Consider the following 17,183-nt stretch of genomic DNA (forward strand, 5'->3'; position numbering starts at 1 on the left):
CAGGTGCGAGCGACTACGCTGGACGGGTGAGCGCCACGAAGGTCTTCGTCGCCCGCCTGGCCGGGTGCTCCGTCTTCGACCCCGCGGGCGATCGCGTGGGCCGCGTCCGTGACGTCCTCGTCGTCTACCGCCGAGCGGATCCGCCCCGGGTGGTCGGGCTCATCGTCGAGGTCCCCGGCAAGCGCCGCATCTTCGTCTCGATCGGCCGGATCACCTCGATCGGCGCCGGACAGGTCATCACGACCGGGCTCGTCAACATGCGTCGCTTCGAGCAGCGCGGGGGCGAGGTCCGGGTCATCGCCGAGATGCTCGGTCGCCGGGTGCTCGTGACGCGGGACCGCGTCCGCGCCACGATCGAGGACGTCGCGATCGAGGACCGCGGCCAGGGTGACTGGGAGGTCGCGCAGCTCTTCCTCCGCAAGCCGAAGACGACCCCTTCGCCGTTCGGCAAGGGCCCGACGACGTTCGCGTCCTGGAACGAGGTCACCGAGGAGGACACGCTCCCCGGCGAGTCCCAGTCGGCCGAGCACGTCATCGCCGCCTACTCCGACCTGCTGCCGGCCGACCTCGCCTCGACACTGCTCGACCTCCCCGCCGAGCGCCGACTCGAGGTCGCGGGCGAACTCCCCGACGACCGTCTCGCCGACGTGCTCGAGGAGATGCCGGACCAGGAGCAGATCGCCATCCTCTCGGGCCTCGAGGACGCCCGCGCGGCCGACGTCCTCGACCAGATGCAGCCGGACGACGCGGCGGACGTCCTCGCGCAGATGCCGGACGAGCGGAGCGAGGCCCTGCTCGAGCTCATGGAGCCGGAAGAGGCCTCCGACGTCCGCATGCTCCTCGAGTACGCGCCGGACACCGCCGGCGGGCTCATGACGACGGAACCGGTGATCGTCTCGGCCGACGCGACCGTCGCCGAGGGTCTGGCACTCATCCGCCGACACGAGCTCGCTCCCGCGCTCGGCGCCGCGGTGTGCGTCACCCTGCCGCCGTACGAGCCGCCCACCGGACGGTTCCTCGGCTTCGTCCACTTCCAGCGCATGCTGCGGTACCCGCCGAACGAGCGCCTCGGCACGCTCGTCGACACCCAGCTCGAGCCCGTCCGCGTCGACGCCAGCGCGGCCGAGGTCACGCGGATCATGGCCACCTACAACCTCGTGTCCGTCCCGGTCGTCGACGACGCCCACCGTCTCGTCGGGGTGGTGACGATCGACGACGTCCTCGACCACGTCCTGCCGGATGACTGGCGAAGTCAGGACGGGCCCTCCGGCCCGGCCTCCAGACCACGGCAACGCACGCGCAGGACCCCGGTGACAGCCGGAAGGAGGACCACAGGTGGCACGAGCACGAGATGACGACCGTCGCCGCACCGACCGCAACGAGCTCCGCCTCGACTCGCCGAAGGGCATGCGGACGCGGGTGCTGCCGAGCCGACGCCGCGGCCGAGGGGACGCCTTCGGCCGACTGACCGAGGCGATCGCCCGCGGCATGGGCACCCCGTGGTTCCTCGTCGGGCTCACGCTGTTCGTCGTGGTCTGGATGGGCTGGAACACGCTCACCCCGGCGGCCTGGCAGTTCGACTCCGCAGCGATCGGGTTCACCGCGCTGACGCTCGTGCTCTCACTGCAGGCGTCGTACGCGGCACCCCTCATCCTGCTGGCGCAGAACCGGCAGGACGACCGCGACCGCGTGCAGTTCGAGCAGGACCGGCAGCGCGCCGAGCGGAACCTCGCGGACACCGAGTACCTCGCCCGCGAGGTCGTCGCGCTGCGCCTGGCCGTCCGGGACATGGCGTCGAAGGACTTCATCCGCTCCGAGCTCCGGTCGCTCCTCGAGGAACTCGATCGTCGCGACGAGGCAGCGGCCGCCGCGGCCGCAGCGGCGGCGTCCGACGCCGCCGACGCCGCCGCGAAGGCCGGACAGGAGACGGCGGCGAGCGGTCTGCATGGCTGAGGTCGCGCCTCCCGGCCGACCCGCGACGACCGGTGACGTCGCGCTCGGGGGTGCCGTCGTGGCCGCGCTCGGTCGTGTGCTCGACCCGGAGATCCGCAGGCCGGTGACCGAACTCGACATGGTCCGGAGTGTCGACGCCGAGCCGGGAGGCACGGTGCGGGTCGACCTGCAGCTCACGATCGTGGGGTGCCCGGCCGCCGACACCATCGAGCGCGACGTCCGCGCGGCCGCCGCGAGCGTGCCCGGCGTGGCCGACGTCGTCGTCGACCTGTCCGTGATGTCCCCGGCCCAGCGGTCGGCCCTGACGGAGCGGCTGCGCGCGGGGCGCCCGCGCGGGGTGCAGTTCACCCCGGAGACCCTCACCCGCGTCGTCGCCGTGACGAGCGGCAAGGGCGGCGTCGGCAAGTCGACCGTCACCGTGAACCTCGCGGTGGCGCTCGCCCGCCGCGGGTTGCGCGTCGGCGTCCTCGACGCGGACGTGCACGGGTTCAGCGTGCCGGGCCTCCTCGGGCTCACCGACGAGCGTGGGCGGGCGCCGCGGCCGACGCGGGTCGACAGCATGATCCTGCCGCCGGTGGCCCACGACGTGAAGGTCGTCTCGATCGGGATGTTCGTCGACGACGCCTCGACGGCCGTGGCCTGGCGGGGGCCGATGCTCCACCGCACGATCACCCAGTTCCTCACCGACGTGTGGTTCGGCGACCTCGACGTCCTCCTCCTCGACCTGCCGCCCGGCACCGGTGACGTCGCGATCTCGGTCGGGCAGCTGCTGCCCCACGCCGAGGTCCTCGTCGTCACCACACCGCAGGCGGCGGCGGCGGACGTCGCCGAGCGGAGCGGCGTCGTGGCGCGCCAGACCGGTCAGCGGGTCGTCGGTGTCGTCGAGAACATGGCCGGCCTCGTGCAGCCGGACGGCAGCGTCCTCGAGCTCTTCGGGTCGGGCGGCGGTGCCGAGACCGCCCGACGGCTGTCCGTCGGGCAGGACGAGCCCGTGCCGGTGCTCGGGAGCGTGCCGCTGTCGGTGGCGCTGCGCGAGGGCGGGGACGCCGGCGTCCCGGTCGTCGCGGCACACCCCGAGGACCCCGCTGCCGTGGCGCTCACCGCCGTCGCGGACCGTCTCGTCGGGATGGGCCGCGGTCTGGCGGGCCGGAAGCTCGGGCTCGGCGTGCGGTGACCCGCTCGTCGGGGCGTCGGCGCGGTCGCACCGCTGGGTTCCGGTCGAACACCGGGATCACGCGGTTCGACCGGATGCGAGCGGTGCGTCCCGGCGGCGGGAGGCTCGGGTCAGGTCGCCTCGCCGTCGTACGGCGCCGCCTCGCCCGCCTCAAGGGTCTCGACGGGCGCGGTCGCCCGGACCGCCGGCGGGGTGATCGGCTGCGGCGTCTCGCCCACGGAGTCGGCCAACAGCGCGTCACGGATGATGCGCCGGGGGTCGTACTGTCGCGGGTCGAGCTTCTGCCACTCGATGTCGTCGAAGTCCGGCCCCATCTCGTCCCGCATGCGGGTCTTCGCGGTGTCGGCCAGGCCGCGGAGCATCTTGACGAACTGCGCGAGCTTCTGCGCGTACATCGGGAGTCGCTGCGGGCCCAACAGGAACACGGCAATGATCCCGATGACGAGGATCTTGTCGAACGAGATGGACACGGGAGAAGGGTAACGCCTCCGGCGGTCAGGTCACCCGTAGAGTTGATGGCCGAGGAGTGTGCGTGTCAGAGAAAGAGTCGAACTGGAAGTTCGCGGAGGACATCGTCGCGGAGCCCGAGGTCGTGGCCCGTGCGCGGGAACACTCCCTCGAGCTCGGCGTCGAAGCGGTGTCCCCCGCCGTCGGCGCCCAGATGAGCGTCATCGCGGCGGCGTCCCGCGCCACGGGCATCATCGAGATCGGGACGGGGCTCGGCGTCTCGGGGCTGTACCTGCTCGCGGGTGCCCCTGACGCCACGATCACGACCATCGACGTCGAGGTGGACCACCAGCAGTACGCGCGCGACGCGTTCCTGCACGCCGGTGCCGTGCCGAGCCGCGTGCGCCTCATCCCCGGTCGCGCCGCCCAGGTGCTCCCCCGCATGAACGAGGCCTCGTACGACGTCGTCGTCGTCGACGCGGACCCGGAGAACGTCATCGAGTACGTCGAGCACGGGCTGCGGCTCGCGCGGATCGGCGGGACCGTCCTCGTCCCCCACGCCCTCTGGCGCGGCCGGGTCGCCGATCCCACCAAGCGCGACCGTGCCGCCACGGACTTCCGCACGCTGCTCACCGAGGTCTCGACGTCGGGGGCGGTCCGGAGCGCGCTCTCGCCCGCCGGTGACGGTCTGCTCCAGATGACGAAGGTCACCAGCTGATCAGAGCAGGTGCCGCAGGTACCGCTCCGGCGCGTCCAGGTAGGCGCGCCAGTTCCTGACCAGCTCGAGGTCCTCCCAGGCGGACGGCCGGATGCCCCACTCGCCCACCTCGTGCACCTTCGCACCGGGGAACGACGCCAGGATCGGCGAGTGCGTCGACAGCACGATCTGCGCCCGAGGATCCGTCAGGACGTCCTGCATGAGCCGCATGAGCTCGAGACACCCCTGGAACGACAGCGCCGACTCGGGCTCGTCGAGCAGCCAGAGACCCGGCCAGGTGGACCGGTCGGCGACGAAGTCGAGGAACGCCTCGCCGTGGCTCCGCTCGTGGAACACCGGTTCGGGCCGTCCGCCCGGGTGCTGCTCCAGGTAGGTGAAGAACCCGTACATCGTCTCCGCGCGCAGGAACGTGCCGTTGCGCTCCGCGCCGGGGTCCCGGACGAGCCGCAGGTGGTCGCCGAGGGTCGACTCGGACGCACGCGTGCGGTGCACCGCCCCGGTCGACCCGCCCTCGGCGTTCAGTCCGAAGGCGATGGCGAGCCCCTCGACGATCGTCGACTTGCCCGCGCCGTTGTCGCCGACGAGGACCGTGCACCGATCGAGGTCGAGCCCGGACTCGAGGACCTGCGCGACCGGTGCGAGGGTCGCGGGCCACACGCCGCGGGGCATGGGGTCCCCCCCGCGCTCCTCGATGCGACGGACGGGCAGGCGCGAGGCGGGCATGCGCTCATCCTGCCCGATCCGGGAGGCCCGCTGACCGCCGTCCGGGGAGGCGCGGCGACGGCGCGATCCGAGCGGCCCGGCGACGGCGATCCGAGCGGCGCGGCGACGGCGATCCGAGCGGCCCGGCGACGGCGATCCGGCGGCGGAGACGACGAACCGCCCGGATCCGAGGACCCGAGCGGTTCGTGTGGTGCGTCGTGACGACTACACCGAGACGACCTCGGCGAGTGCGTCGTGGAGTTCCTTCGCCTCGGCATCGTTGACCGAGACGACCAGACGGCCTCCACCCTCGAGCGGAACCCGCACGATGATGAGTCGACCCTCCTTAACAGCCTCCATCGGCCCGTCACCGGTCCTCGGCTTCATGGCTGCCATCAGATGTCCCCTTTCGTGCAGTACATGCCCCTCCATTATCCGGCACGGAGGGCCGATCTGCGAAACCATCCAGCTCGACGTACCCCGAACCGCCCCGGGAGCCGGATCACGGCGGCGTCCAGTCGTACCCGTTGATCCACCAGCAGAAGTACATCCACGCCACCTGCAGCGCGATCGAGACGGCCACCACGGCGACGCGGTACGTCACCCACCGAGGGCGGGCGACGATCGCGAGCATCGGGAAGAGCGGCATGAGGATGCGCCAGGTGCTCGACTGCGGGAAGAACACCGCGAGCAGGTACACGAAGTACGACGCCGACCAGATCCGCAGCTCGGGTCCGATCGCTTGCGCGGCCGGCATGAGGAGGAACCCGGCGAACCCCGCGAGCACGAGCACGAGCAGGACGCCGCCCGCGGGCTCGTGGAACCACCAGTCGAACCCCTGGATCCACGGGGCGAACGGCACGAGTTCGTGTCGGCCGATGTACGACTGCCGCCAGGCGAGTTCGGTGTCGGTGTACGCCTTCGGCACACCGGTGACCGCCCACGCGATGGTCGGCCATGCCAGGCCGACGAGCCCCGCGACCACGGCCACGACCGCCGGAGGGACCGCCGTGCGCAGCGACAGGGGGTCCGCGGAACTGCGCCGCACGAACCGCAGCACGAGGTAGCTGGACATCGTGAGGGCGATCGCCAGGCCGGTCGGTCGGGTGAACCCGAGGACGACCACGACGGGCAGCATCCACCAGAACCGACGTGTGACGAGCAGCCACAACGCGAGCGTCAGGAGGAACACCCCCATCGACTCGGCGTACGCGACCTGGAACATCGTGGACACCGGGGCCACGCAGAACAGCACGGTCGCGAAGGTCGCCGTGCCCTCGGGCAGGAACCGGCCGACGAGACGCCGGAAGAGCAGGGCCGCTCCCCATCCGAACAGCACCGAGACCGTCACCGCGACGACCGCGTACCCCGCTCCGGTCGCCACCATGAGGCCGCGGACGAGGAACGGGTAGGCGGGCATGAAGGCCCACGCGTTCTCCGTCACGGCGCCGTCGGTCCCGATCGGCAGCGTCGCCGGGTATCCCGTCTGCGCGATGAGGGCGTACCAGCGGCCGTCCCAGATGGTCGCGAAGTCGAGGTAGTGCGGCGACGCCAGCGTGAACGAGTTCTGGGTCTGGACGCGCGCGAACGCCGCCAGCAGCCCCGTTGTCACGATCCGCGCGAGGACGTACACGACGGTGACGCGGAGCCACCACGGCACCATCCGGTACTGCACGAGCAGCCGGACCCGGACGGGCCGTCGCGGGCGCTCCCGCTCCGGCCTCGCGGTCGTCAGGCCGTCAGCCACCGCCGGAGGCCCTCCTCGACCGCGGTGATCTGCGCGACCGGCACGCGCTCCTCGTCGTGGTGGGCGAGCGCCGGGTCGCCCGGGCCGTAGTTGACGGCGGGCACGCCGAGCGCCGAGAAGCGGGCGACGTCCGTCCACCCGTACTTCGGCTTCGGGGCGGCGCCGCCCACCGCGGCGACGAACTCCTGCGCGAGCGGCGCGTCGAGCCCGGGGCGCGCACCGGCGGCGAGGTCGACGATCGTGACGTCGTACCCGTCGAACAGCTCGGTGACGTGCGCCACGGCCTCGTCCGCAGAGCGCGAGGGCGCGAAGCGGTAGTTGACGTGGAGCATGACCTCGTCGGGGATCACGTTGCCCGCGATGCCGCCGGTGATCCCGACGGCGTTGAGGCCCTCGCGGTACTCGAGACCGTCGACCTCGACCGTGCGGGGTTCGTACGCGGCGAGACGGTCGAGCGCCCCGGCGATCTTGTGGATCGCGTTGTCGCCGATCCAAGAGCGGGCACTGTGCGACCGCTGGCCGTAGGCACGGACCTCGGCGCGGAGGTTGCCGTTGCATCCGCCCTCGATCTGGGCGTTCGACGGTTCGCCGAGGATCGCGAAGTCCCCGGCGAGCAGCTCGGGCCGCGTGCGGGCGAGACGCCCGAGGCCGTTCAGGGCATCGCTCACTTCCTCGTGGTCGTACCAGACCCAGGTGACGTCCACGGTGGGGTCGACGAGGTCGTGCGCGAGCTTGAGCTGGACGGCACACCCGCCTTTCATGTCGACGGTGCCCCGGCCCCACAGCACCTCGGCGCCGTCCTCGGCCCGGGTCTGCGTCGGCAGGTTGGCGTTGAGCGGCACGGTGTCGATGTGCCCGGCGATGACGACGCGTCGATCACGGCCCAGCTGCGTCCGCGCGACGATCGCGTCGCCGTCGCGCACGACCTCGAGGTGGTCCAGCGGCGTGAGCACGGCCTCGATGACGTCCGCCAGTCCGCCCTCGTTCCCCGACACGGACTCGATGTCGCAGATCGCGCGCGTGATGTCGATGGACGAAGCGGTCAGGTCCAGCGTGGCGACGGGCATGGGGGCAGCCTAGCGGGGCCGCCCCGGCACCCGACCGGGAGGCCCGCGACCGCCCGCGTGGACACGCAGGACGAGCGGCTGAGGGGGGCCGGGCCTCCCGTCCGGACGGTCCGCGGACGGACGGAGGGGCGCCGCTACCCTGGTGCCCGTGACCGAATCGAGCAGCAGCACCGACGCCCAGCAGCGTGACCCGGACGCCGTCGGCGACGACCGGGTGCCGACACACGCGTGGGGGCACGGTCTCGCGACGATCGCCGCGGACGGCACGGTCCTCGACACGTGGTTCCCGGCGCCGCGGCTCGGCCGACGGCCGGAGGGCACGGACGGTGCCGTCCCCGCCGACCTCACCGAGGCCGCCGGCGACGACCCGCGCCGCGGCGTCCGGCTCACGGTGACGACCGTCGAGATCACCCTCGACGCCGCGCCCGCCTCGACCCCGGATGCGTACCTCCGGCTCCACCTGCTCAGCCACCTGCTCGTGCGGCCGAACACGATCGCGCTCGACGGCGTGTTCGCGCACCTGCCGACCGTGGTCTGGACGAACGCGGGTCCGGTCGCCGCCGACGACTTCCCGCGACTCCGACCGGCACTGCAGCGGGCCGGGATCGTCGCCCACGCGATCGACAAGTTCCCCCGGCTCCTCGACTACGTCGTGCCCGACCGCGTCCGCATCGCGGATGCCGCACGCGTCCGGCTCGGCGCGCACCTGGCCCCGGGCACGACCGTCATGCACGAGGGCTTCGTCAACTTCAACGCGGGCACCCTCGGCGACGCCATGGTCGAGGGCCGCATCTCGCAGGGCGTCGTGGTGGGGAACGGCAGCGACATCGGTGGTGGCGCCTCCATCATGGGGACGCTCTCCGGCGGCGGCACCCAGCGCGTGCGCATCGGGGACCGCGCGCTCCTCGGCGCGAACGCGGGGCTCGGGATCTCGCTCGGGGACGACTCCGTCGTCGAGGCGGGCCTGTACGTCACGGCGGGCACGAAGGTCACGCTCGTCGGCGCCGCTCCGGCTCCGGACGGCACGCCCCGGACGGTGAAGGCCGTCGAGCTGTCCGGCGCGCCGAACGTGCTCTTCCGCCGGAACTCGCGGACCGGTGCCGTGGAGGCCCTGCCCCGCTCGGGCACGGGCATCCAGCTCAACGCGGCGCTGCACGCCTGACGCCGCCCGATCTCCCTGACATCGCACTCGTTGCCGTTCTGACCGCGGACAGAACGGCAACGAGTGCGATGTCCCGGAACCCGGACCCCGGAACCCCGGGGCCGCGGAGGCCGGGACGCGCGGCCGGGACGCGCGGCCGGGGTCAGCCGCGGGGCGGCAGGTCGCGCTTCGGGTGGCCCAGGTACAGCTGCTGCGGCCGACCGATCTTGTTCTGCGGGTCGGTGTTGAGCTCGCGCCACTGGGCGATCCACCCGGGCAGCCGGCCGATCGCGAACAGCACGGTGAACATCCGCGGCGAGAACCCCATCGCCTTGTAGATGACGCCCGTGTAGAAGTCGACGTTCGGGTACAGCTTCCGCGACACGAAGTACTCGTCCGCGAGCGCGATGCCCTCGAGCTCCATGGCGATGTCGAGCAGGTCGTCCTGCACCCCGAGTGCCTCGAGGACCTCGTGGGCGGACTCCTTGACGAGCTTGGCCCGGGGGTCGTAGTTCTTGTAGACCCGGTGCCCGAAGCCCATGAGCTTGACGCCGTGTTCCTTGTTCTTCACACGCTCGACGAACCGCGACACCGGCTCGCCCGAGTCACGGATCTTCGCGAGCATCTCGAGCACGGCCTCGTTCGCACCACCGTGCAGCGGACCGTAGAGGGCGTTGATGCCCGCCGAGATCGACGCGAACATGTTCGCCTTCGTCGAGCCGACGAGTCGCACGGTGGACGTCGACGCGTTCTGCTCGTGGTCCTCGTGCAGGATGAGGAGCCGCTCCAGCGCCTTCGACAGGACCGGGTTGACCTCGAACGGCTCGGCCATGGTGCCGAAGTTGAGCCGCAGGAAGTTGTCGACGAAGCTCAGCTGGTTGTCCGGGTACAGGAACGCCTGCCCGATGCTCTTCTTGTGCGCGTAGGCCGCGATCACGGGGAGCTTGGCGAGCAGGCGGACGGTCTGCAGCTCGACCTTCTCGGGGTCGTCGACGTCCATGTCGTCCTCGTAGTAGGTCGACAGCGCGCTCACCGCGCTCGACAGGACGGACATCGGGTGCGCCGAGTGCGGCAGGGCGTCGAAGAGCCGCCGGAGGTCCTCGTGCAGCAGCGTGTGCCGCCGGATGCGGTCGTCGAACGCCGCGAGTTCGTCCGCCGTGGGGAGCTCGCCGTAGATGAGGAGCCAAGCGACCTCGAGGTACGTGCAGTTCGCCGCGATCTGCTCGATCGGGTACCCGCGGTACCGGAGGATCCCCTGCTCGCCGTCGATGTAGGTGATCGAGCTCTTCGTCGCGCTCGTGTTCACGAAGCCGTAGTCGAGCGTCGTGAAGCCGGTCTGCTTCGTCAACGTCGCGATGTCGATGGCGGACGCACCGTCCGTGCTGCGCAGGATCGGGAACTCAGCGGTGCCTCCCGGGTAGTGGAGGACCGCGGTGGGTGCCGCCTCGTCCGGGGTGCCGGTCGAGGGCAGTGTGGCCGCCTTCTGAGCGTCATTGGCAGTGTCAGTCACGACGACAGCCTAAACCGACGACCGTGGCGCACGCGCACGGGAGGCCCGGCGCCCGTCAGCGCGGAACCGGCGACTCCGCCGCGTGGTCGGCGACCGGACCGGTCCCGGACGACCGCAACCGCACGACCGCGGCATCGATGCGCTCGTCGGTCGAGGTGAGGGCGATGCGCACGTGCGAACCACCAGCACTGCCGTAGAACGTGCCTGGCGCGACGAGGATCCCGAGTTCCGCGAGCGCCGCGACCGTGGTCCAGGCGTCCTCGCCGCGCGTCGCCCAGAGGTACAGCCCGGCCTCGCTGCGGTCGATCCGGTAGCCCGCCGCCACGAGTGCCGACGCCAGGCGGTCGCGCCGTCCCGCGTACCGCGCCTTCTGCTCGCGGACGTGGGCGTCGTCGGCGAGCGCGACGATCATCGCCTGCTGCACCGGCGCCGGGGGCATCATGCCGGTGTGCTTGCGGACGGCCAGGACCTCGGCCAGCACCCGCGCGTCACCCGCCACGAAGCCGGCGCGGTAGCCGGCGAGGTTCGACTGCTTGCTCAGCGAGTACACGCTGAGCACGCCGTCGTGCGTGTCACCGACCACGCGGGGGTCGAGGATGCTCGGCGTCGGGGTGTCGTCGTACGGCGGCTCCCACCCGAGCTCCGCGTAGCACTCGTCGCCCGCGATGACCGCGCCGAGGGCACGGGCTCGCTCGACCGCGACCCGGAGCTCCTCGATCGACAGCACGCGGCCGTCGGGGTTGCCCGGCGAGTTGAGCCAGACGAGCTTCGTCGACGCCGGCCAGGACGCGGGGTCGTCGGCGGCCAACGCCTCGGCGCCGACGAGGGCCGCGCCGAGCTCGTAGGTCGGGTAGGCGGCCTCGGGGAACACGACCGTGTCACCGGCGCCGATGCCGAGCCACAGCGCGAGTCCGGCGATGAACTCCTTCGACCCGATCGTCGGCAGGACCTCGTCCGTCGTCAGGGTGATCCCCTGGCGTCGGCCGTACCAGGCGACGATGGCCTCGCGCAGCGCGGGGGTCCCGGCCACCTGCGGGTAGGCATGGGCGTCCGTGGCGTCGGCCAGAGCGCGACGGACGAGCTCGGGCGTCGGGTCCACGGGCGACCCGACGCTCAGGTCGACGATGCCGTCCGGATGGCCGCCCGCGCGATCCTTCGCGGCGGCGAGCTGGTCCCAGGGGAAGTCCGGCAGGTCGAGCGGCACGGGTCAGCCCCGCGGCGGCTCGGCGAGCACGACCGGGTGGTCCTGATGGATCACACCGACCTTGGCGGCGCCGCCCGGAGACCCGATCTCCTGGAAGAACTCGACGTTCGCCTTGTAGTAGTCCGCCCACTCCTCGGGGAGGTCGTCCTCGTAGTAGATGGCCTCGACCGGGCACACCGGCTCACACGCACCGCAGTCGACGCACTCGTCGGGGTGGATGTAGAGCGAGCGGTCGCCCTCGTAGATGCAGTCGACCGGGCACTCGTCGATGCAGGCGCGGTCCTTGACATCCACACAGGGCTGGGCGATCACGTACGTCACGGTTCTTCGGTGTCCCTTCGAGGCGGCAGCGTCGAGTCTACTCCGGGCGGGTGGGCGTCCCCGCCGTCGGCGCCGTGGCGTCGACGGCGGCCGGACCGCGCTCTCGGCCGTCGGCGGGGACCGTGCCCGCCGGCGGAGCGCCGCGAGGGGGCAACGACGGCCACGCGAGCACGAGCATCGCGATCACGGCCGGCCCGAACGTCCACACGTACCCGGCCGTGTTCGCGAGGACGAGCGGCGAACTCGTCCCGCCGACCGCCACGAGCACCTGGGTGACGAGCAGGACCCCGAGCGCCGCCGCCGTCACCATCCACCGGGAGCGGAAGACGAGCCGGACGCCGAGCAGCAGGCACGCGACGAGCAGCGTCGTGATCACCATGCCGACCGGGAGGCTCCCCAGGGTCTGCTGGTGGGTGATCGTGCCGAGGCCGCCGACCACGGCCCCCGCTGCGAGCGCGGCGACGACGAGCAGTGACTGCACCCCCCGGCCGTGCTCGGCGAACGTCTGCGCCGCCGGCGCTGCGGGTGGCGCGTCGTGCCGGAAGCCCTCGCGCGCGGGCGCCTCGAGCCGTGCGCCGTGCGGCATGACGTACGTCAGGCGCTCGGGCTGCTCGGGGTCGAGGGGATCGACCGTGAGCTGGCTCCGGTACTGCTCGAGCGCGGCACGCACCCGGGGGCGCACCGGCAGCACGTCGACGACGAGGTCGGCCTGACCGCTGTCGGCGTCGACGATGGTCGAGAACGGGACGTCCTCGGCACGGGCGGCGTACCGGGCAGCCGCATGCACCCGCACGTGGTCCGGGTGTCCGTACCCGCCGTCGTCCGCGTAGCTGACCACGGCATCGGCACCCGTCGAGCGGATCGCCGCGCGCACGTCGTCGACGACCTCCCCGAGGTCCGCCGTGGTGAGCGAGTCGGCCGGCGCGTCCTCGGCGGCCGTCGCCCGCCCGTCCGCGGCCCACCGCATGCCGGAGTCGCTGTACCGACGCGGCGGCAGGTCCGTGGGACGGGCGCCGGGGCCGCCGAGCCACAGGTGCCGAGGCCCGCCGAGCGCGGCGAGCGCGGCCGCGATCTCGGTCTCGCGGTGCGCGGCGACCCGGGGCGCGTCGCCGAAGAGCGGCGCGAGCGCCGGCGTGAGCATCTCGCCGCGTTCACCCCGCGTCGCGGTGAGCACCGTCACGTCGGCACCGAGTTCGACCAGGGTCGCGATCGTGCCCCCGGTCGCCAACGTCTCGTCGTCGGGGTGGGCGTGGACGAACAGGACACGCTCGGGGCGCGTCGCCGGGGTGGGCGTGGACATCGCCACCCAGGGTACGGGATCGGCTGGGATCGGCTCGGTGGTGGAGCGCCGCCGGACGGCGGTCAGCGCGGGGTGACGATGTACGTCGCGGTCACGCCGTCGTGGCCGGTCGAGAAGGCGAGCACCACGCGGTACCGGTCGCTCCGGAAGAGGCCGAACGCGCTGCGGGCGTCGCTCCGCACGGCACCGTCCGCGAAGCCGTCCGCGGTGAGCCGAGCGTGTGCCGTCGTGAACTCCGCGACCGAGGCGACGCGGACCTGCACCACCCAGCCCGACCCGGCGGGTCCGCTCCCCCCGCCGAGGACCGTGCCGTCGACGAGCGGGACGGCGTGGGTCGGGAACCCGGCGGGGACCGCACCGTCGGTCGTCACCGCCGCGCCCCGCAGGGCGGCGTCGAGCGCGCCGTCGATGCCGCCGGCCACCTGCCGCATCCCGCGCTGGATCGCACCGCCCGTGACGCCCTGGAGGCCCGACCGGACGCCCGACGCCACCGACGACGCGACTGCCGTCCCGACCCCCGAGACGTGGTCGGTGATCCCGGCGCAACCCGTCAGCCCGACGGCGAGGACCGCCACGACCGCGGCCGTCGGCACGACCCGCGGTCGCGCCGCACGGCGATGCGCCCGACCGGAACGCGGCGTGCGCGACATCAGGCGAGCCAGGCCCGGGTCGCCGCGACGAAGGCGTCCACCCCGACCGGGATCGACGCCTCGGCGAGCGGGGCGAAGAACGGCGAGTGGTTCGTCGGGACCTCGGCGCCGTCGGCGAACAGCGCCGGGTCCGTCGTGCCCGTGAACCAGTACACGATGGGGGCCTCGGCCGCCGTCGCGAGGTCGCCGACGTCCTCGCTCGCCATGCCGAGCACCGAGTCACCGGCCACGAGCGACGGCACGACCCCCTCGAGGGCGGCCAGCACGCGCCCGGCGGCGTCGGCGTCGTTCACGAGGACGTTCGCGCCCGGCCGCACCCGGACGAGCGGCTCGTCGAGGCCGCCCGCCGCCGATTCCGCCGCGACGATCCGGCGCACCGCCTGCTCGACCTGGTGCCGGGTGTCGTCGGTCTGGGCACGCGTGCTCACCTCGATCGTCACCTCGTCGGGGATGATGTTGGCGCGGGTGCCACCGTGGATGCTGCCGACGGTGACGACCGCGGCCTGCCGGGGACCGACCTCCCGGGCGACGACCGACTGCAGCCGCACGACCGCCGACGCGGCGGCGACCACCGGGTCACGGGTCGTCTGCGGCGCGGAGCCGTGGCCGCCCCGGCCGCGGAAGGTGATCGTGAACCGGTCGCTCGCGGCCATCACCGGCCCGGACCCGACCGTCACCCGTCCGACCGGCTCGGGCGCGGTGTGCTGCCCGAGCACGACGTCGGGGCGGGGGACGCGATCGACCAGGTCGTCGTCGACCATCGCGCGGGCACCGCCGATGACCTCCTCGGCCGGCTGGAACACCGCGACGACGGTCCCCGCCCACGAGTCCCGCGTCGCGATGAGCCGCTCGAGCGCACCGAGCAGCCAGGTCATGTGCAGGTCGTGACCGCAGGCGTGCATCGTGCGGGTCTCGGAGCCGTCCTCGTCGACGGCGGTGTGGACGCTCGCGTACGCCAGGCCCGTTCGCTCCTCGACCGGCAGGCCGTCCATGTCGGCGCGGAGCCACACCACCGGGCCGGCAGCGTTCTCGAGGACCGCGACCACGCCCGTGCCACCGACCCCCGTGGTCGGTTCGAGGCCGAGCGATCGGAGGTGGTCCGCGACGACACCGGCGGTCCGGTGCTCGGCGAACGCGAGCTCGGGGTGCGCGTGCAGGTCGCGGTAGATGTCGAACAGCGGGAGCGTCGTCACCCGACAACCGTAACCGGCTGCCGTCGACGCGACGGGCATCTCGTCCGGGAACGACGACGCCCGCCGGCTCCGGAGGGGCCGACGGGCGTCGTCGTGTGCGGAGGGACCGCGGCTCAGGCGTCCTGGCGCTTGAGGCGCGCCGTGGCCCGGGCCCGGGACTGGGCGTCGAGCTCGACCTTGCGGATCCGGACGGCGTCGGGGGTGACCTCGACGCACTCGTCCTCGCGCGCGAACTCGAGGCACTCCTCGAGCGAGAGCTGCCGGGACGGCGTCATCGACTCGAACGTGTCGGCCGTGGACGACCGCATGTTCGTGAGCTTCTTCTCCTTGGTGATGTTGACGTCCATGTCGTCGGCGCGCGAGTTCTCGCCGATGACCATGCCCTCGTAGACCTCCTCGGTCGGGTTGACGAAGAACGTCATCCGCTCCTGGAGGTTCGTGATCGCGAACGGGGTCACGACGCCGGCGCGGTCGGAGACGATCGAGCCGTTGACGCGCGTCTGGATGGGGCCGGCCCACTCGCCGTACCCGTGCGAGATCGCGTTCGCGATGCCCGTGCCGCGGGTCTCGGTGAGGAAGGCGGTGCGGAAGCCGATGAGCCCACGCGACGGGACGATGAACTCCATGCGCACCCAGCCCGTGCCGTGGTTCGTCATGTTCTCCATGCGACCCTTGCGCGCGGCCATGAGCTGCGTGATCGCGCCGAGGTACTCCTCGGGCGTGTCGATCGTCATGTGCTCGTACGGCTCCTGGAGCTTGCCGTTCTCGTCACGCCGGGTGACGACCTGCGGCTTGCCGACCGTGAGCTCGTAGCCCTCGCGCCGCATCTGCTCGACGAGGATCGCCAGGGCGAGCTCGCCGCGGCCCTGGACCTCCCACGCGTCGGGACGGCCGATGTCGACGACCCGGAGCGAGACGTTGCCGACGAGCTCGCGGTCGAGGCGGTCCTTGACCATGCGCGCGGTGAGCTTGTGCCCCTTGACCTTCCCGACGAGCGGGCTCGTGTTCGTGCCGATCGTCATGGAGATCGCGGGATCGTCGACCGTGATGGTCGGCAGCGGGCGGACGTCCTCGGGGTCGGTCAGGGTCTCGCCGATGGTGATGGTGTCGAACCCGGCGACGGCGACGATGTCACCCGGACCGGCCGACTCGGCGGGGAACCGGTCGAGCGCCTTCGTGATGAGGAGCTCCGTGATGCGGGCGTTGACGACGGAACCGTCGTGCTTGACCCACGCGACCGTCTGCCCCTTCTTCATGGTGCCGTGGAAGATGCGGAGCAGCGCGAGACGACCGAGGAACGGCGAGGCGTCGAGGTTCGTGACGTGCGCCTGCAGCGGGTGGGTGTCGTCGAACGTCGGTGCCGGGACGTGCTGGAGGATCGCCTCGAACAGCGGCTCGAGGTCGTCGTTGTCGGGCAGGGTGCCGTCGGCGGGCTTGTTGCGGCTCGCGGCACCGTTCCGGCCGGACGCGTAGACGACCGGGACGTCGAGGATGGCGTCGAGGTCGAGGTCGTCGACCTCGTCCGAGAGGTCCGACGCCAGCCCGAGCAGGAGGTCCTGGGACTCGGCGACGACCTCGTCGATGCGCGAGTCGGGACGGTCCGTCTTGTTGACCAGCAGGATCACGGGGAGCTTCGCCGCGAGCGCCTTGCGGAGCACGAAGCGCGTCTGGGGCAGCGGGCCCTCGGACGCGTCCACGAGCAGGACGACGCCGTCGACCATCGAGAGGCCGCGCTCGACCTCGCCACCGAAGTCGGCGTGGCCCGGGGTGTCGATCACGTTGATCGTGATGCGTCCGCCGTCGTTGAACTCGGCCGCGTGGATCCCGTTGTAGAGCACCGAGGTGTTCTTCGCGAGGATGGTGATGCCCTTCTCGCGCTCGAGGTCGTTCGAGTCCATCATCCGGTCCTCGCCCTCGAAGTGGGCGTCGAACGAGTTGGTCTGCGTGAGCATGGCATCGACCAGGGTGGTCTTGCCGTGATCGACGTGTGCCACGATGGCGACGTTGCGCAGGTCGGACCGGGTGGCGAGCGCCATACAGGACTTCCTTAGAGCGT

At 72.3% G+C, this 17,183-nt stretch carries 17 protein-coding genes; 5 read left to right on the forward strand and 12 right to left on the reverse strand.

What is annotated here, in order from left to right:
- Positions 1–26 precede the first annotated feature (26 nt).
- The 3 genes from DEI94_RS11890 to DEI94_RS11900 are packed head-to-tail and all read left to right on the forward strand — an operon-like array spanning position 27 to position 3,127.
- A complete protein-coding gene (locus DEI94_RS11890; RefSeq protein ID WP_111010847.1) occupies positions 27–1,355 on the forward strand; it encodes a magnesium transporter MgtE N-terminal domain-containing protein in 1,329 nt (442 codons plus the stop codon).
- A gap of 52 nt (positions 1,356–1,407) precedes the next feature.
- The gene (locus DEI94_RS11895) at positions 1,408–1,953 is read left to right on the forward strand and encodes a DUF1003 domain-containing protein (protein WP_111013692.1); all 546 of its coding nucleotides are present in this window, start codon (positions 1,408–1,410) and stop codon (positions 1,951–1,953) included.
- Positions 1,946–3,127 (forward strand): Mrp/NBP35 family ATP-binding protein, encoded by a 1,182-nt coding sequence (locus tag DEI94_RS11900; protein WP_111027103.1) that lies wholly within the window; start codon positions 1,946–1,948, stop codon positions 3,125–3,127. The genes DEI94_RS11895 and DEI94_RS11900 overlap by 8 nt, the downstream gene beginning before the upstream one ends.
- Positions 3,128–3,237: 110 nt before the next feature.
- Here the strand turns inward: DEI94_RS11900 and DEI94_RS11905 are convergent, their stop codons facing one another.
- Positions 3,238–3,597 carry a twin-arginine translocase TatA/TatE family subunit gene (locus DEI94_RS11905; protein WP_111010849.1) on the reverse strand — a complete coding sequence of 120 codons (360 nt, stop codon included), beginning with the start codon at positions 3,595–3,597 and terminating at the stop codon, positions 3,238–3,240.
- A gap of 62 nt (positions 3,598–3,659) precedes the next feature.
- Between DEI94_RS11905 and DEI94_RS11910 the strand changes: the two genes are divergently transcribed.
- Positions 3,660–4,292 (forward strand): O-methyltransferase, encoded by a 633-nt coding sequence (locus tag DEI94_RS11910; RefSeq protein ID WP_111027102.1) that lies wholly within the window; start codon positions 3,660–3,662, stop codon positions 4,290–4,292.
- On the opposite strand, the gene DEI94_RS11915 is transcribed toward DEI94_RS11910, so the two are convergent.
- The 4 genes from DEI94_RS11915 to dapE form a co-directional block, all read right to left on the reverse strand.
- Positions 4,293–5,015, reverse strand: a complete 723-nt coding sequence (locus DEI94_RS11915) for an AAA family ATPase (protein ID WP_111010851.1) — start codon at positions 5,013–5,015, stop codon at positions 4,293–4,295. It lies immediately after the preceding gene.
- Positions 5,016–5,219: 204 nt separating this feature from the next.
- Positions 5,220–5,390 carry a DUF3117 domain-containing protein gene (locus tag DEI94_RS11920; RefSeq protein WP_111010852.1) on the reverse strand — a complete coding sequence of 57 codons (171 nt, stop codon included), beginning with the start codon at positions 5,388–5,390 and terminating at the stop codon, positions 5,220–5,222.
- Positions 5,391–5,496: 106 nt separating this feature from the next.
- Entirely contained in the window at positions 5,497–6,741 is a 1,245-nt protein-coding gene (locus tag DEI94_RS11925; protein ID WP_111027125.1) for a hypothetical protein, read from the reverse strand.
- Positions 6,726–7,808 carry a succinyl-diaminopimelate desuccinylase gene (gene dapE / locus DEI94_RS11930; RefSeq protein WP_111027101.1) on the reverse strand — a complete coding sequence of 361 codons (1,083 nt, stop codon included), beginning with the start codon at positions 7,806–7,808 and terminating at the stop codon, positions 6,726–6,728. The genes DEI94_RS11925 and dapE overlap by 16 nt, the downstream gene beginning before the upstream one ends.
- A 214-nt stretch (positions 7,809–8,022) precedes the next feature.
- On the opposite strand from dapE, the gene dapD reads away from it, so the two are divergent.
- On the forward strand, positions 8,023–8,970 hold the full coding sequence (gene dapD, locus DEI94_RS11935; protein ID WP_258374939.1) for a 2,3,4,5-tetrahydropyridine-2,6-dicarboxylate N-succinyltransferase: 948 nt from the start codon (positions 8,023–8,025) through the stop codon (positions 8,968–8,970).
- Positions 8,971–9,112: 142 nt separating this feature from the next.
- Here dapD and DEI94_RS11940 read toward each other — a convergent pair whose 3' ends face one another.
- From DEI94_RS11940 to typA, 7 genes are all read right to left on the reverse strand, one after another.
- Positions 9,113–10,342 carry a citrate synthase gene (locus DEI94_RS11940; protein WP_258372018.1) on the reverse strand — a complete coding sequence of 410 codons (1,230 nt, stop codon included), beginning with the start codon at positions 10,340–10,342 and terminating at the stop codon, positions 9,113–9,115.
- A 172-nt stretch (positions 10,343–10,514) separates the two neighbouring features.
- Positions 10,515–11,663: a succinyldiaminopimelate transaminase gene (dapC, locus tag DEI94_RS11945; protein ID WP_111027100.1), complete on the reverse strand. Its 1,149-nt coding sequence runs from the start codon at positions 11,661–11,663 to the stop codon at positions 10,515–10,517.
- A gap of 3 nt (positions 11,664–11,666) precedes the next feature.
- Positions 11,667–11,984, reverse strand: coding sequence for a ferredoxin (gene fdxA / locus DEI94_RS11950; protein ID WP_111010856.1), 318 nt, complete (start codon positions 11,982–11,984; stop codon positions 11,667–11,669).
- A 37-nt stretch (positions 11,985–12,021) separates the two neighbouring features.
- Positions 12,022–13,284 (reverse strand): PIG-L family deacetylase, encoded by a 1,263-nt coding sequence (locus DEI94_RS11955; RefSeq protein WP_111027099.1) that lies wholly within the window; start codon positions 13,282–13,284, stop codon positions 12,022–12,024.
- A 62-nt stretch (positions 13,285–13,346) separates the two neighbouring features.
- Entirely contained in the window at positions 13,347–13,934 is a 588-nt protein-coding gene (locus tag DEI94_RS11960; RefSeq protein ID WP_146249512.1) for a hypothetical protein, read from the reverse strand.
- Positions 13,934–15,127 (reverse strand): amidohydrolase, encoded by a 1,194-nt coding sequence (locus tag DEI94_RS11965; RefSeq protein WP_258378029.1) that lies wholly within the window; start codon positions 15,125–15,127, stop codon positions 13,934–13,936. Before DEI94_RS11965 ends, DEI94_RS11960 begins: the two co-directional genes overlap by 1 nt.
- 113 nt (positions 15,128–15,240) lie before the next feature.
- Positions 15,241–17,163 (reverse strand): translational GTPase TypA, encoded by a 1,923-nt coding sequence (gene typA, locus DEI94_RS11970; protein ID WP_111010860.1) that lies wholly within the window; start codon positions 17,161–17,163, stop codon positions 15,241–15,243.
- Between the last annotated feature and the right edge of the window lie 20 nt (positions 17,164–17,183).

Origin of the sequence: Curtobacterium sp. MCBD17_040, from assembly GCF_003234805.2 — a bacterium.
Taxonomy (GTDB): Bacteria; Actinomycetota; Actinomycetes; order Actinomycetales; family Microbacteriaceae; genus Curtobacterium.